The organism is Jannaschia rubra (genome assembly GCF_001403735.1).
Lineage (GTDB): Bacteria > Pseudomonadota > Alphaproteobacteria > Rhodobacterales > Rhodobacteraceae > Jannaschia > Jannaschia rubra.
Genome location: NZ_CXPG01000025.1, coordinates 21468 through 36771, shown reverse-complemented (window position 1 = coordinate 36771; position 15304 = coordinate 21468). Strand labels below are relative to the sequence as shown.

Annotated in this window: 16 protein-coding genes; 12 read left to right on the top strand and 4 right to left on the bottom strand. The window is 69.6% G+C overall.

Annotation, left to right across the window (positions count from 1 at the left end; all coding sequences use genetic code 11):
* Window positions 1-48: 48 nt before the first annotated feature.
* The 5 genes from JAN5088_RS17350 to JAN5088_RS17330 all read left to right on the top strand — a co-directional run bounded on the left by JAN5088_RS17350 (window position 49) and on the right by JAN5088_RS17330 (window position 4486).
* Window positions 49-585, top strand: a complete 537-nt coding sequence (locus JAN5088_RS17350) for a TRAP transporter small permease (protein ID WP_233489842.1) — start codon at window positions 49-51, stop codon at window positions 583-585.
* The gene (locus tag JAN5088_RS17345; RefSeq protein ID WP_055684105.1) at window positions 585-1865 is read left to right on the top strand and encodes a TRAP transporter large permease; all 1281 of its coding nucleotides are present in this window, start codon (window positions 585-587) and stop codon (window positions 1863-1865) included. Before JAN5088_RS17350 ends, JAN5088_RS17345 begins: the two co-directional genes overlap by 1 nt.
* Window positions 1866-1961: 96 nt before the next feature.
* Window positions 1962-2786 (top strand): 5-dehydro-4-deoxy-D-glucuronate isomerase, encoded by an 825-nt coding sequence (gene kduI / locus JAN5088_RS17340; protein WP_055684104.1) that lies wholly within the window; start codon window positions 1962-1964, stop codon window positions 2784-2786.
* A complete protein-coding gene (kduD, locus tag JAN5088_RS17335) occupies window positions 2783-3511 on the top strand; it encodes a 2-dehydro-3-deoxy-D-gluconate 5-dehydrogenase KduD (protein WP_055684103.1) in 729 nt (242 codons plus the stop codon). The genes kduI and kduD overlap by 4 nt, the downstream gene beginning before the upstream one ends.
* Window positions 3512-3631: 120 nt before the next feature.
* Window positions 3632-4486, top strand: coding sequence for a sugar phosphate isomerase/epimerase family protein (locus tag JAN5088_RS17330; RefSeq protein WP_055684143.1), 855 nt, complete (start codon window positions 3632-3634; stop codon window positions 4484-4486).
* Window positions 4487-4493: 7 nt separating this feature from the next.
* Here the strand turns inward: JAN5088_RS17330 and JAN5088_RS17325 are convergent, their stop codons facing one another.
* The 4 genes from JAN5088_RS17325 to JAN5088_RS17310 form a co-directional block, all read right to left on the bottom strand.
* Window positions 4494-5462 (bottom strand): sugar-binding transcriptional regulator, encoded by a 969-nt coding sequence (locus JAN5088_RS17325; RefSeq protein ID WP_055684102.1) that lies wholly within the window; start codon window positions 5460-5462, stop codon window positions 4494-4496.
* Window positions 5463-5466: 4 nt separating this feature from the next.
* On the bottom strand, window positions 5467-6300 hold the full coding sequence (locus JAN5088_RS17320) for a carbohydrate ABC transporter permease (RefSeq protein ID WP_055684101.1): 834 nt from the start codon (window positions 6298-6300) through the stop codon (window positions 5467-5469).
* A gap of 1 nt (window position 6301) precedes the next feature.
* Window positions 6302-7183: a carbohydrate ABC transporter permease gene (locus tag JAN5088_RS17315; protein WP_055684100.1), complete on the bottom strand. Its 882-nt coding sequence runs from the start codon at window positions 7181-7183 to the stop codon at window positions 6302-6304.
* A 68-nt stretch (window positions 7184-7251) separates the two neighbouring features.
* Entirely contained in the window at window positions 7252-8601 is a 1350-nt protein-coding gene (locus tag JAN5088_RS17310; RefSeq protein ID WP_055684099.1) for an ABC transporter substrate-binding protein, read from the bottom strand.
* 118 nt (window positions 8602-8719) lie between these two features.
* Here JAN5088_RS17310 and JAN5088_RS17305 point away from each other — a divergent pair, with 118 nt between their 5' ends.
* The 7 genes from JAN5088_RS17305 to JAN5088_RS17275 are packed head-to-tail and all read left to right on the top strand — an operon-like array spanning window position 8720 to window position 15275.
* The gene (locus JAN5088_RS17305) at window positions 8720-9784 is read left to right on the top strand and encodes an ABC transporter ATP-binding protein (RefSeq protein WP_055684098.1); all 1065 of its coding nucleotides are present in this window, start codon (window positions 8720-8722) and stop codon (window positions 9782-9784) included.
* Complete coding sequence (locus JAN5088_RS17300; protein WP_082430096.1) at window positions 9781-10347, top strand: SIS domain-containing protein; 567 nt, start codon at window positions 9781-9783, stop codon at window positions 10345-10347. Before JAN5088_RS17305 ends, JAN5088_RS17300 begins: the two co-directional genes overlap by 4 nt.
* Window positions 10348-10351: 4 nt before the next feature.
* Entirely contained in the window at window positions 10352-11122 is a 771-nt protein-coding gene (locus JAN5088_RS17295; RefSeq protein ID WP_055684097.1) for an SDR family NAD(P)-dependent oxidoreductase, read from the top strand.
* A gap of 39 nt (window positions 11123-11161) precedes the next feature.
* Window positions 11162-12208, top strand: coding sequence for an NAD(P)-dependent alcohol dehydrogenase (locus tag JAN5088_RS17290; RefSeq protein ID WP_055684096.1), 1047 nt, complete (start codon window positions 11162-11164; stop codon window positions 12206-12208).
* Entirely contained in the window at window positions 12205-12915 is a 711-nt protein-coding gene (locus tag JAN5088_RS17285; protein ID WP_055684095.1) for an HAD family hydrolase, read from the top strand. The genes JAN5088_RS17290 and JAN5088_RS17285 overlap by 4 nt, the downstream gene beginning before the upstream one ends.
* A complete protein-coding gene (locus JAN5088_RS17280; protein WP_055684094.1) occupies window positions 12912-13640 on the top strand; it encodes an SDR family oxidoreductase in 729 nt (242 codons plus the stop codon). Before JAN5088_RS17285 ends, JAN5088_RS17280 begins: the two co-directional genes overlap by 4 nt.
* A 9-nt stretch (window positions 13641-13649) precedes the next feature.
* Window positions 13650-15275, top strand: coding sequence for an FGGY-family carbohydrate kinase (locus JAN5088_RS17275; protein ID WP_055684093.1), 1626 nt, complete (start codon window positions 13650-13652; stop codon window positions 15273-15275).
* The last annotated feature ends 29 nt before the right edge of the window (window positions 15276-15304 follow it).

Below are 15304 nucleotides of genomic sequence, written 5' to 3'. Positions count from 1 at the left end.
GACACGCGGGGCCCGGCCTGCGGGGCCCCGCATTCTCCGGGGGGCGACGTGAACCGCACTGCACCACGCGGGCCGATGGCCCGGATCGCCCGCGCCACGGGTCTGCTCGCGCGCGGGGCCCTCTGGGTCGCGGGCATCGGGCTGGTGTCGATGACGGCGATGATCGCGTGTCAGGTGTTCTGGCGCTACGTCCTCAACGACAGCATCGTCTGGACGGAACCCGCGTCCGTGATGGTCATGGGCTGGTTCATCTTCCTCGGCGCCGCGGTCGGCATCCGCGAAGGCTATCACCTCAGCTTCGACGTGGTCCTCTATTTCCTGCCGGACCGCGTGGTGAAGGTGCTGCACACGGTGTCGGACCTGGCGGTGGGCGGCTTCGGCCTCGCGATGATCTGGTATGGCGCGTCGCTCGCATACCGGACGTCGGGCAACGTGTTGCCATCGCTGGGCATCTCGGGGGCTTTCGACTTCCTGCCGCTGGTGGCGGGCGGCGCCCTCGTCGCGCTGTTCTCGGCCGAGCGCATCGCGCGTCGGGCGGCCGGGCTTCAGACGGCCCGCTTCGGCGAGGAGGCGACGATCGACTGATGGAACTCTGGGTGCTTTTCGGAACCTTCACGTTCCTTCTGCTGATCGGCACGCCCGTCGCCTTCTGCCTGGGCGTCAGCAGCTTCGCGACCATCGTCTATCTGGGCCTGCCGCCCGTCGTCGTGTTCCAGCGGCTGAACTCGGGCGTGTCGGTCTTCGCGCTCATGGCGATCCCGTTCTTCATCTTCGCGGGCGACCTCATGGTGCGCGGCGACATCGCGCGCCGGCTGGTGGCGCTGGCCGGGGCTTTCGTCGGCCACCTGCGCGGCGGGCTGGGGCAGGTCAACGTGCTGGCGAGCGTCATGTTCGGCGGCGTGTCCGGTTCGGCGGCCGCGGATGCCAGCGCGGTCGGCGGCCTGATGGTGCCGCAGATGGTGGCGCGCGGCTACGACCGGGACTACGCCGTCAACGTCACCGTCGTCTCCTCGATCATAGCGCTCCTGCTGCCGCCGTCGCACAACATGATCATCTATTCCATCGCCGCGGGCGGCCGCATCTCCATCGCCGATCTGTTCACCGCCGGCATCCTGCCCGGCTTCCTGCTGGCCGCGGCGCTGATGGTGACCGCATGGCACGTCGCCCGGCGCCGGGGCTATCCGGTTCAGCCGTTCGAGGGGTTCCGCATCATCGGCACGATGTTCGTATCGGCGGCCCCCGGTCTGGTGCTGGTGGCGATCATCTTCGGGGGCGTGCGCTCGGGCGTGTTCACCGCGTCGGAATCCTCGAACATCGCGGTGGTCTATGCGCTGGTCGTGACGTTCTTCGTCTACCGCAGCCTTGCCTGGGACGACTTCGTCGCGGCCACCTTCGCCGCGGTGCGGACGACGGCCATGGTGCTGTTGGTGATCGGCTGCGCCGCGGCCTTCGGCTGGCTTCTGGCCTACACCAAGGTGCCGGCGTCGATGGTCGCGCTGCTGCAGGGCGTGTCGGACAATCCCATCGTGATCCTGCTGCTGCTCAACGTCGTCCTGCTGATCCTGGGCACGTTCATGGACATGTCGCCGCTCATCGTGATCACCACGCCGATCTTCCTGCCGGTCGCGATGGCCTTCGGGGTCGACCCGGTGCACTTCGGGGTGATCCTGATCCTCAACCTCGGCATCGGGCTCTGCACGCCGCCGGTGGGCGCGGTCCTGTTCGTGGGCTGCGCGGTCGGCCGGATCCCGATCTGGCAGGTCGTGCGCACGATCTGGCCCTTCTACTTCGCCGCGGTGGGCGTGCTGCTGGCGGTGACCTACGTTCCCGCCCTGTCGCTCTGGCTTCCGGCCCTGTTCCGATGAGGTATCCCGCGTCCCTTCCCGATGTCGAATCCGGCACCCCCATCGACGGGTTCACCCCCCGCCGCGACGATTTTCTCTGAACCGCAAGGATATGCCATGACCCGAACCGACACCCGCCATGCCATCGACCCCGAGAGCGCGAAGACCCTCGACACCACGGACCTGCGCCGTCACTTCCACGTGGGCGACCTGTTCGCGCCCGGAGAGATCCGGCTGATCTATACGCATTACGACCGCCTGATCCTGGGGTCGGCGGTGCCCGGCGACGGAACGCTGACGCTGGACCATGTGGCCGAGACGGGGACGCCCGGGTTTCTGGACCGCCGCGAGATGGGCGTGCTCAACATCGGCGACGCGGGCACCGTCACCGTGGACGGCGAGGCGCATGCGCTGGAGCGGGGCGAGGTGCTCTATGTCGGCATGGGCGCCGGGCCGGTCGAGTTCGGCGGAAAGGGGCGGTTCTACGTCCTGTCGGCGCCCGCGCACCGGACCTGCCCGACGAGGCTCGTCAAGCTGAAGGATGCGCGGCGGGTGGAGCTGGGGTCCCGCGAAACGGCGAACGAGCGCGTCATCATCCAGTTCCTGCACCCCGAGGTGGTCGAGACCTGCCAGCTTCTGATGGGCTACACGCAGTTCCAGCCCGGCTCGCTCTGGAACACGATGCCCGCGCATCTGCACGACCGGCGGATGGAGGCCTATCTCTATTTCGACCTGCCTGAGGACGCGCGGGTGTTCCACTTCATGGGCGAGCCCTCGGAGACGCGCCACATCGTCATGGCGAACGAGGAGGCGGTGATCTCGCCCCCCTGGTCGATCCACTGCGGCGCGGGTACGGCACCCTATACCTTCTGCTGGGCGATGGCCGGCGACAACGTCGATTTCGCCGACATGGACATGGTCGCCATGGAAGACCTGCGATGAACCCCTTTTCGCTGGAAGGCCGCACCGCGCTCGTGACGGGCGCGAACACCGGCATCGGGCAGGCCGTCGCGGTGGCCATGGGGCAGGCGGGGGCGCATGTGATCTGCGCCGGGCGATCGTCCTGCGCGGAAACGGCTGGGCGGATCGAGAGCGCGGAGGAGCTGGCGCTCGACTTCGCCGACCCGATGGCGGCGCGGGACGTGTTCGCGGATCGGGCCGTGGACGTGCTGGTCAACAACGCGGGCATCATCCGCCGCGCCGACAGCCTGGAGTTCACGGAGGCCGACTGGGACGCGGTGATCGACGTCAACCTCAAGGCGGTGTTCTTCACCTGCCAGGCCTTCGCGCGCGCCTGTCTGGAACGCGGGGCCGGGGGGCGGATCGTCAACATCGCCTCGCTCCTGTCGTTCCAGGGGGGCGTGCGAGTGCCGTCCTACACGGCGGCGAAACACGGGGTCGCGGGGGTGACGAAGATCCTTGCGAACGAATGGGCGGCGAGGGGCATCGGCGTCAACGCCATCGCGCCGGGGTACATCGAGACGAACAACACCGAAGCCCTGCGCGCCGACGAGGACCGCCACCGCGCCATCCTGGAGCGCATCCCGGCGGGCCGCTGGGGTCGGCCCGAGGACATCGCGCAGACGGCGGTGTTCCTGGCCGCTCCGGCGTCGGAGTACATCCACGGCACGGTGGTCACGGTGGACGGGGGCTGGATGGCGCGCTGAGGTGGGGGCCGTGATCGCTACACGATAGGTCGTATTATGTTCAACATCGGCCCGGCGGCTGGCGGTCCGGTCGCGATCGGGGATAGGCTGTCGCGGGATGCGGGCTGCGGAGGCGAGGCCATGGGTGTCAGCGGGTTCGGGGTGCATACCGCGATGTGGGCGATGGAGTGGACCCGGGATGCGGCGGAGTTCGCCATCCCGGAGGCGGTGAAGCACGACATCGACTTCCTCGAGATCACCATGCTCGACCCGCAGGGCTTCGACAGCGGACACACCCGCGCGCTGCTGGACCGGGCGGAGGTGGATTGCGTCACCTCGCTCGGCCTGCCGCTGGACCGGCTGCCGACGAACGACCCCGACGGCGCGCTCGACGTGCTGAAGCTCGCCATCGACACCTCGGCCGCGATCGGGGCGAAGGCCATCACCGGCGTCATCTACGGCGGCATCGGGCAGCGCACCGGCAAGCGCCCGACCGAAGCGGAATACGACGCGACGGCCCGCGTGGTCGAAAAGGCGGCGGCCCATGCCGCACGGCACGGCATGTTGTACGGGCTGGAGGCGGTGAACCGCTACGAGAACCACCTTCTCAACACCGCCGACCAGGCCGTTCGCCTGTGCGAGCGTGTGGGCGCCCCGAACCTGTTCGTGCATCTCGACACCTACCACATGAACATCGAGGAACGGGGCATCGCCAACGGCATCCTGCGCGCGCGCGCGCATCTGAAATACATCCATCTGTCGGCCTCGGACCGGGGCACGCCGGGCTGCGATACCGTCGCCTGGGACGAGGTCTTCGCCGCACTCGCGGCCATCGGGTTCCGGGGCGGCATGGCGATGGAGAGCTTCATCACCGTTCCCCCGCAGATCGCCGACGCCCTGTCGGTCTGGCGCGACGTCGCCCCATCGCGCGAGGAGGTGCTTAGCGACGGGCTGGGCTTCCTGCGGATGAAGGCGCGGCAGTACGGGCTGATCTGACGCAGCCTCAGGGCATGTCGAGGATGCCGCGCGCGGTCGCGGCGTCGGTGACCAGCGTGTCGACGAACCCCCGCCCCAGCAGCGCGCGCAGGACCGTGACCTTGTGCGCCCCGCCGCCCGCCAGCACCACGTCGGGAATGGCGTACAGGTCGTCCAGGCCGATGCCGATGACGCGCCGGTTGATCGCGTGGTCGATGGGCTCCCCGTGCGCGTCGATCACCGTGCCCAGGATGTCGCCCACGGCGCCCGCGGCGCGCAGGTCCTCCGCGGTGATGTCGCCGGGCAGGGCCGAGCGGATCAGCAGGTTGCGGTCCGAGATGTCGCTGGTGGCCAGCACCAGCACGTCGCAGGACCTGATGCCCTCCAGCACGGTGCGGAAGACGTCGATCTCGAGGATGGCGTCGCGCGACGCGGCGGAGCCGGCGAAGAGCGGCGCGGGGAAATAGCGGCGCCGCGCGCCCAGCAGATCGGCCAGCCGGGCCGTGATCTCGGCGCAGTTGGTCTCGGACCCTTCGACGAGGCCCACCATGGCCGATACCACCTCCACGTCGGGGCGGGCGAGCGGGGCCACATGGCGCATCGCGATGTTGAGCGTGCCCCCCCAGCCCATCCCGACCCGCCGCACCGCGGGGTCGCGCAGGATGTCGGTGAGCAGATGGCCGAGCGCCGCGCCCACCATCGTCTGCGTATCGGTGTCGCCCAGGGGTTCGGGCGTCACATGGGCGCGGCCGAGGCCGAAGCGTTCCGTCAGCCGCGCCTCCAGGTCGAAGCACTGGGAATGGCGGGTGTCGATCGAGATGCGGACGATGCCCAGCCGCTTGGCTTCCGCCAGGGCCTTGTTGATCCGCAACCGGGTCGAGCCCATCTGCGCGGCGATCTTCTCCTGCGTCAGCCCCTCGACGTAGTAGGCCCAGGAGACGCGGGCGAGGAAGCGGTGATCGGCCAGCGGATCGGATTTGCCGGGGCGGTCGCGCACGGCGTTACTTCACCGCGCCCATGGTCAGGCCCCGGACAAGCTGCTTCGACGCGATCAGCGCGAAGATCAGCACGGGAATGACGATCAGCGTCGAGGTCGCCATGATCTTGCCGTAGGGCAGGCTGTAGCCCTCCATGTAGCTGATCGCCATGGCCGGCGCCGTCTTGGCGTCGTTGCGTGTCAGCACGATGGCATAGAGGAGTTCGTTCCACGAGAAGATGAACGAGAAGATCGAGCTGACCGCCACAGCCGGCATCGCCAGCGGCAGGCAGATCGACCGGAAGATGCGCCAGTGCCCCGCCCCTTCCAGGATCGCGGCCTCGTCGAGGTCGTAGGGGATGGAGCGGAACTGATCGGTGCAGAGCCAGATGACGATGGGCAGGTTGAAGGTGAGGTAGATCAGGATCAGGACGAGCTTGGTGTCCAGAAGCCCGATCCACCGCACGATGAGGAAGAACGGCAGCGCCAGCACGATGGGCGACACCATGCGGTTGGTGATGAACCAGAACCACAGGTCGGACTTGCCCCGAAACTCGAACCGTGCGAGCGCATAGGCGGCAGGGCACCCGAGCAGCACGGCGAGCACCGTGGTCGACACCGCCACGATGAGGGAGTTGACCATGGTCCGGCCCACGCCGTCCTCGAACAGCACCTCGGCGTAGTTTCCCAGCGTCGGCGTGAAGATCCATTGCGGCGGCTGCGACAGCGCGACCAGCTGGGTCTTCAGGCTGGTCGTGACCATCCAGTAGAAGGGAAACACGCAGAACAGCAGGATCGCCGTCAGAAGGACGATCTGCGGCAGGATGCTGCGTGCGGAGGTGGAGCCCGTCGCGGCCATGTCACGGCCCCTCCCGATAGAAGATGCGGATGTAGATCTGGCTCAGCACCACCGTGATGGCCAGAAGGACGACGGCCTGCGCCGAGGCGACGCCCTGGTCGAACGAGCGGAAACCCGTCCGCTGGATCAGGAGCGAGATGAACTCCGTCGCGTTCCCCGGCCCGCCGCGCGTCAGGGTGAAGACCATGTCGAACAGCTTGAGCGTGTCGGCCGTCCGCAGGATCATGATCGCGACAAGGCCCGGCACCAGATAGGGCAGCTGGATATGGCGCAGCACGGTCCACCAGCTTTTCGTTTCCAGCCGGGCGGCCTCCTCGATCTCGTCGGGGACGGTGGTCAGCCCCGCCAGCAGGATCAGCGCGCAGAACGGCGTCCATTGCCAGACGTCCCAGAAGATCACCAGCACGAAGGCGTTGTCGGGGTCGCCGATCCAGTCGATGGGCGCGATGCCGACCCACCCCAGCATCTGGTTCACGACGCCGTACTTGATGTTGAACATCACCTGCCCCAGCAGGCCCACCACCGCATAGGTCGTGGCCATCGGCAGCACGAGGCCCAGCCGCGTGATCGTCTTGAGGAACGTGAGCCCCGGCCGGTGCAGCAGCAGCGCGATCATCAGCCCGAGCGCGATCTGGATGGGCAGCGCCGTGACCAGCAGGATGAAGGTCCGGCCCATCGCCGCCCAGAAGGTGTCGTCGGTCAGGACGTGGGCGTAGTTGGCGAACCAGATGAACTCCTGATCCTTGAGGTTGGTCAGGTTGAAATAGTGCAGCGAGGTATAGACCGCATAGACGAGCGGCACGATGCCCACGGCGGCCAGCACGAGGATGGCGGGCCCGATGAACCCCCAGAGCGTGCGCCGCGATACCGCCGATCCTGCCATGATGAAGCCCCTTCGCTGCGAGGCCGGGCGCGCGATGGCACGCGCCCGGCGTTATGTGGCGCCCGACCCTACTGGATCAGGGGCTTGTCGCCGTCGTAGTACCCGGCCTTGTCGAGGATCGCCTCCATCTCGGTGCCGATGCGCTCGGCGCCTTCCTCGACCGTGATCTCGCCCAGCATCATCTGCGTGCCGTACTGCTGCACGACCTCGCTGATTTCGGGCCATTCGGCGAAGCGGGGGCGGAACTCCGGAACGCCTTCCTGCCAGCTTTCCACGAGGGCGGGCACGAAGGGGAAGCTCTCGGCGATGCCCTCCTCCTCATAGACCGACTGCCGGGCAGGCACGCCGCCGAGGTCGAGATACTGGCGCGCGTTCTCCTTGGAGGTGATCCACTGGATGAACAGCCAGGCGGCGGCCTTCTCGTCGTCGTCGGCCTGTTCGGCCACGGCGAGGCTGAAGCCGCCGAGCGCGGGCTTGCGGCCCGCGGGTCCCGCGGGTTCGGGCGCGATGGCGAGGCATTCCCCGATGCGCGAGGTGTCGGGGTCCGCCAGCGTGGAATAGAACGACGACCATTCGGTGATGAAGGCCACGTCCCCCTGCGCCAGCGCGTTCACCGCCTCGGCATGGTCATAGGCGACGATGCCCTCGGGCATGTACTGCATCAGCTCCTGCCGGAAGTTCAGGCCGGCGAGCGATTCCTCCGACGACAGGTTCGACCGGAACTCCGCGTCGAGGAACGACCCGCCGAAGGGCCAGATCATCCGCGCGAAGCTGTCGGCCGACTGGGTCTCGTTGCGCTTGGATTGCAGCGCATAGGCATATTTGCCGTCCTTGGTCAGCGCGGGTCCGTAGTCGTCCATCACCGCCTCCCAGGTCTCGGGCGGGCCGTCGAAGCCCGCTTCCTCCAGCATGCAGGAATTGTAGAACAGAAGGCCCGAATAGTTGTCGAACGGCAGGCCGTAGACGGTGCCGTCCCAGCTTCCGAAGGCGTCGAGCACCAGCGGGAAGAAATCGTCGAGATCGAGATCGGGGTCGATGATGTCGGGGAACTGCTCCTCGATCGCCGCCATCGGCACGATCCAGTCGTTCTGCGCGAAGTTGCCGATCCAGACGAGGTCGATCAGCGCGACGTCCAGGTCGCCCTGGGCCACGAAATCGCGCACCTGTTCGCCGAGGGCGTTCTCATAGGGCAGATCGGTGATGTTGATCTCGATCCCGGTTTCCTCCTCGAAGGCGGGGATCATCTCCTTGGCGGCCTCGTATCCGGGGCGCAGCAGGAAGACCACGTCGACGGTGGTTCCCGCATAGGGCTCGGCGGCCTCGGCCAGCGACCAGCCGGACTGGTCCTGCGCCACGGCCGGCGACACGACGGTGAGCGCGGTCGTCAGGGCGAGCGCGCTTTTCAGACGGATGTTCATGATGTCCTCCCTTGGCGTTGCTGCTGCAACTGCCGAAGATTTTGTATTGACGCGGATACAGATGTAAAGACACTTCGTGAACCACCGCCCCGGACGGAGCCGAGAGGGAGAGAGAGCCTTGGCCGAAGTGACCCTGAGCAACGTCGACAAGTTCTATGGGGCGACGCAGGCCCTGTTCGACATCTCCCTGGACATCCGGGACGGCGAGTTCGCGGTCTTCGTGGGCCCGTCGGGATGCGGGAAATCGACCCTCCTGCGCTGCGTCGCGGGGCTCGAGGGGATCTCCTCGGGCAGCATCCGCATCGGAGACCGCGACGTCACCCATGCCGCGCCGTCGGACCGGGGCGTGTCGATGGTGTTCCAGTCCTATGCGCTCTATCCGCATATGACGGTGCGGCAGAACATGGACTTCGGCATGAAGATCAACGCCTTCGCGCCTGACGACCGCAAGCGTCGCATCGCCGAGGCGGCCGAGATCCTGCAACTCACCCCCCTTCTCGACCGCAAGCCCGGCCAGCTTTCCGGCGGCCAGCGGCAGCGGGTGGCCATCGGCCGGGCCATCGTGAAGGAACCGGAGGTCTTTCTCTTCGACGAGCCGCTGTCGAACCTCGACGCGAAGCTGCGCATCCAGATGCGGGTGGAGCTGGAGGGACTGCACCGGCAGCTCGGCACGACGATGATCTACGTCACCCACGACCAGGTCGAGGCGATGACCATGGCCGACCGCATCGTGGTGCTGAACCAGGGCCGCATCGAACAGGTGGGCTCGCCCATGGACCTGTATCACCGGCCGGGATCGGAGTTCGTGGCGGGCTTCATCGGCGCCCCAGGGATGAACCTTCTGGGGGTGGAGATGGCGGAGGGGATGCTGGGCTACGGCGCGCATCCGCTGGCTCCGGCCGCCACCGCTGCAAAGGTCAGGACGCTGGGCATCCGGCCCGAACACATCCACATCGGCGAAGGCGCCGGCGGCCCCGGCACCCTGCCGGTGGAGGTGAAGGTGCGCGAGCAGCTCGGCAGCGAAAGCTACCTCTATACCGTCTCGCCCCTGGGACATGAGATCGTCGTGCGGACCGACGGCGACACCTCCGTCACCGCGGGCGACCGCATCGTGCTGCGTTTGGCCCCCGACCATCTGCATCTCTTCGGCGAGGACGGGCAGCGCATCGAGACCGCGGGATGACGGCCGTCCCCCTGTCCGACCGCGCCCGCAGCTGCGCACAGGGCATCGTCGAGGCGGCGGGCGCGGTCGATCCGGCCGACCATGAGGCCGCCATCCGCGCCATCGCACGGGCCCGCCGCATCGCCTGCACGGGCGTCGGGCGCGAGGGGCTGATGATGCGGGCGCTGGCCATGCGTCTGTTCCACCTGGGCCGCGACGCGCATGTCGTGGGCGACATGACCGTGCCGCCCCTGGGGCCGGGCGATCTGCTGATGGTCAGCGCCGGGCCGGGCGATTTCGGCACCGTCCGCGCGCTGGTGCAGGTGGCGCGCGACGCGGGCGCGGCGACGCTGGCGCTGACAGCGCAGCCGGGTGGCGCGGTCGCGCGGATGTGCGACACCACCGTCGTCCTGCCCGCCCGCACGATGGCCGAGGCGGAGGCCGTGGACGCCTCCGCCCTGCCCATGGGGTCGGTCTACGAGGGGGCACTGTTTCTCTGGTCGGAACTCCTGGTGCTCGACCTCGCCCGGCACCTCGGTCAGGGCCCCGGCGACATGCGCGCGCGCCATACCAACCTGGAGTGATCCCGTGACCGACTGGCAGAGCCGTTTCTCGCTCGCGGGCCGCACCGCCCTCGTCACCGGCGCCTCGCGCGGGATCGGGTTCGAGATCGCGCGCCTGTTCGCCGAGGCCGGCGCGGATGTGGCCGGGGTGGCCCGGTCGGCCGCCGACCTCGCCCCCCTGCGCGGCGCGGTCGAAGGATCGGGCCGCCGCTTCGCCGCCGTCGCCGCCGACCTGTCGGACCCCGCCGGACCGGCCGCGGCCGCGCGGGCCGCGGAGGACGCGCTCGGCCGCATCGACATCCTCGTGAACTCCGCGGGCATCGCCCTCGTGGCCCCCGCGCTCGACCTCGACGCGCAGGCATGGGACCGGACGATGGCGCTGAACCTGCGCGCGCCGTTCCTTCTGTCGCAGGCGGTGGCACCCGGCATGATCGCGGCGGGGGGCGGCAAGATCGTGATGATCTCCTCCCAGACCGGGGTCGTCGCGATGAAGGACCACGCCGCCTATGCCGCCTCCAAGGGCGGGCTGAACGCGCTGACGAAGTCGCTCTGCGCCGAATGGGCGGGCCACAACATCCAGGTCAACGCCATCTGCCCCACCGTCGTCATGACGCCCATGGGGCGCGCGGTCTGGTCCGACCCGGCCCGCGCGGACCCCCTGCTGGCGGCCACGCCGCTCGGACGGTTCGGCGAACCGGTGGAGGTCGCGGACGCAGCGCTCTATCTTGCCTCCTCCGCCTCGGGGCTGGTCAATGGGGCCACGCTGATGCTCGACGGCGGTTTCACCAGCGTCTGAGACGCGACACGCAATCCGACGCCCCGAAAGGAGCAGCCCATGGAATCCCTCGTCCTCGAACGGCAGCACGAACTGTCCCTGCGCGATTTTCCCATCGAGGGGGAGGAGACGCTGGGCCCCCGCGACGTCCGCATCAAGCTGCACACCGTTGGCATCTGCGGGTCGGACGTGCACTACTACACCCACGGGCGCATCGGGCCCTTCGTCGTGAACGCGCCGATGATCCTCGGGCACGAGGCGTCGGGCACCGTGACCGAGATCGGGGCCGAGGTGACGACGCTCGCCGTGGGCGACCGCGTCTGCATGGAACCCGGCGTGCCCGACCCCAATTCCCGCGCCACGCGGATGGGGATGTACAACGTCGACCCCGCGGTGCGCTTCTGGGCCACGCCGCCCGTCCACGGCATCCTGCGCCCGTCCTGCGTGCACCCGGAGGCCTTCACCTTCCGCCTGCCCGACAACGTGTCCTTCGCCGAGGCCGCGATGGTCGAGCCGCTGGCCGTGGGCGTCCACGCCGCGACCAAGGCGCGCATCCGGCCGGGCGACCGGGCGCTGGTACTGGGCGCGGGGCCGATCGGGCTGGTGACGGCCCTCTCGGCGCTGGCGGGCGGCTGCGCCGAGGTCTTCGTGGCCGATCTCGACGCCGCCAAGCTCGAGATCGCGGCAGGGCTCAGCCCCGCGATCCGCACTATCGACGTGAGCCGCGACGATCCGGCCGGGACGGTGCTCAAGGCCACCGACGGCTGGGGCTGCGAAGTGGTGTTCGAGGCGACGGGGTCCGCCAAGGCCGCGGCGGGCGTCTTCGCCCCGCTCTGCCCCGGAGGCGTCGTCGTGATGATCGGCGGTCAGCCGGAGCCCATTTCCTATGACGCGGGCGCGGCCATGGTGCGCGAGGCGCGGGTCGAGAACATCTTCCGCTACGCCCACGTCTTCCCGCGCTGCGTCGCGATGCTCGCCTCGGGCGCGATCGACGTGAAGCCGCTCATCACCCGGACGTTCGACTTTTCCGAAAGCGTCCGCGCCTTCGAGGTGGCGGCCTCGGCACCGAAGGGCGACGTCAAGATGCAGATCGAACTGCCGCAATGACCGGGGCGGCGATCCGGGCGGTGATCTTCGACCTCGACGGCTGCCTCGTGGACAGCGAACCGCTGGTTCTGGGCGCCATCGCGGCCGAGATGCGCGCGCTCGGCATCGCCGACGCGACGGCGGAGGAGATCCGCGCGTCCTTCCTCGGCCGCTCCATGGACCGCATCCGCGCCCATGTTGCCGCCCGTCTGGGGCGCCCCTGCCCCGCCGAATTCGGGCAGCGGGTGGAGGAGCGGCTGGCCCGGAGCTATCCGACCGACCTCCGCCTCTCGGACGGCGCGCCGGCCCTTCTCGACCGGCTCGACGCGCTCGGGATGCGCTACGGCATCGCCACCGGCGGCTCCGTCCGGCGGCTGGAGATGACGCTGGAGGCGGTGGACCTGACCGCGCGGTTCGCGGGCACCGGCGTCAGCGCCGACGAGGTGGCGGAGGGCAAGCCCGCCCCCGATGTCTTCCTGCGCGCCGCCGAACGGCTGGGCGTGGCGCCCCGCCAGTGCCTCGTGATCGAGGATTCGCCCCATGGCATCGAGGGCGCGCGCCGCGCCGGGATGCCGGCCCTGGGCTATGTCGGCGGCAGCCACCTGCAGGGCATCCGCGACGACCATGCGGAGGTGCTGCGGCGCGCGGGGGCCGCCGAGGTGCATCGCGGGCTCGACACCATCGGCGTCTGGATCGACGCCCAACACATGCAGGGAGCTTCACGATGACCCAGGCGTTGCAGGGAAAGGTGGCCGCCGTGACCGGCGCGGCCTCAGGCATCGGGCTCGAATGCGCGCGGATCCTGCACGCGGCGGGTGCCAGCGTCGTGCTGATCGACCGGGACGAGGCGCGCCTGACCGCCGCCTGCCGCGAGATGGGCGACCGCGCGGCGCCCGTGGTCCTGGATCTGCTGGACCCGGCGCAGGCGTCCGACATCGACGCGCGCATCACGGCGGCGGCAGGGCCGGTGGACATCCTGCACGCCAACGCCGGCGCCTATGTGGGCGGCCCCGTGGCCGAGGGCGACCCGGACGTCTGGGACCGGGTGCTGACGCTGAACGTCAACGCGGCCTTCCGCTGCGTCCGCTCCGTCCTGCCCGGCATGATCGACCGCGGGACGGGCGACATCGTCTTCACTTCCTCCATCTCGGGCGTGGTTCCCGTGACGTGGGAGCCGATCTACGTGGCCTCCAAACACGCGGTGCAGGGGTTCTTGCACACCACGCGGCGTCAGGTCTCGGGCCACGGCATCCGCATGGGCGCGGTCCTGCCCGGCCCCGTGGTCACCGCGCTCATCGACGACTGGCCTGCAGCCAAGAAGCAGGAGGCGCTCGCCAACGGCTCGCTGATGGAGGCGCGAGAAGTGGCGGAATGCGTCCTTTTCATGCTGACCCGGCCGCGCAACGTCGTGGTGCGCGATCTTGTCATCCTTCCCAACACCGTCGATCTGTAAGGGCTTGCAATGGAACCGGACGACAGGATCGCGGACCATCTGATCGGGGTCGACGTGGGCACCGGCAGCGCCCGGGCGGGCGTCTTCGACGCCAAGGGCCAGCTGACCGGCACCGACGCCGCCCCCATCGACTTGCACCGCGCCCCGGACGGCCGGATCGAGCAGTCGAGCACCGACATCTGGGCCGCCGTCTGCCACGCCGTGCAGGGCGCGGTCGCGGCTTCCGGCGTGGGGTCGGAGCGGATCGGCGGCATGGGCTTCGACGCGACCTGCTCGCTCGTGGTGCTGGGGCCGGACGGCGCGCCCCTGGCGGTGGGCGACGCGGACCGGCCCGACCGCGACGTCATCGTCTGGATGGACCATCGCGCACTCGACCAGACGCGGCGGATCAACGCGGGGCGGCACCGGGTGCTCGACTACGTCGGCGGGCGCATGTCGCCCGAGATGCAGACGCCCAAGCTCCTCTGGCTGGCCGAGAACCGGCCCGACACCTTCGCGGCCGCGTGGCAGTTCTTCGACATGACCGACTGGCTGGGCTGGCGTGCCACCGGAAGCCTTGCGCGGTCGAGCTGCACCGTCACCTGCAAGTGGACCTATCTCGCGCATGAGGACCGCTGGGACGAAAGCTATTTCCACGCCATCGGGCTGGGCGCTTTGGCCCGTGAAGGCTTCGCCCGCATCGGGACCGAGATCGTGGCGCCCGGCACGGCGCTGGCGCGGGGCCTGACCGATGCCGCCGCCGCCGACCTCGGGCTGCGGCCCGGCACGCCCGTCGGCGCGGGGCTGATCGACGCCCATGCGGGCGGCGTCGGCACGGTGGGCGCACGGGGTGGAGGCGGGGCGGAGGCGAACCTTGCCTATGTCTTCGGCACCTCCTCCTGCACCATGACGACGACGGCGGAGCCGGTCTTCGTGCCCGGTGTCTGGGGGCCGTACCTGTCGGCCATGGTGCCGGGCAAATGGCTCAACGAAGGCGGGCAGTCGGCGGCCGGCGCGGCCATCGACCGTCTGCTGACCTTCCACCCCCATGCGCCCGATGCGACGGCCGAGGCGCGCGCGGCGGGCCTGTCCCTGCCCGCCTGGCTGGCCGGGCAATGCGCCGGGCGGGGCGGCGCGGCGGAGGCCCTGACGCTCGCCACAGGCCGCCACATCGTGCCCGAGGTGCTGGGAAACCGCGCGCCCCACGCCGACCCCGACACCCGGGCGGTGATCGCCGGCATCGGGATGCGCGACGGGCTGGACGACCTGCTGGCGCAGTATGTCGCGGGGCTCTGCGGCATCGGCTACGGGCTGCGCCAGATCCTCGGCGCGCAGGCGGATCGCGGCATCGACGTCGCCCGCGTCGTCCTCAGCGGGGGCGCCGGGCGGCATCCGCTGGTGCGGCAGCTGCTGGCCGATGCCGCGAATGTCGAGGTGGCGACGGCGGGAACGGAGGAGCCGGTGCTGCTCGGCTCCGCCATCCTGGGCGCGGTGGGCGGCGGGCTGTTCCCCGACATTTCCGCCGCGATGCAGGCGATGACGACCTTCGGGCGGGTGCATCCACCCACCGGCGGCGAGACCGCCCGGCGCCACGCGCGGCGGTTCGACATCTTCACCCGCCTGCAATCCGTTGCCCGCGAGGCGCATGGCGTCTGACCGCCGGGCCTTGCCGCGCGCGCCCCGAT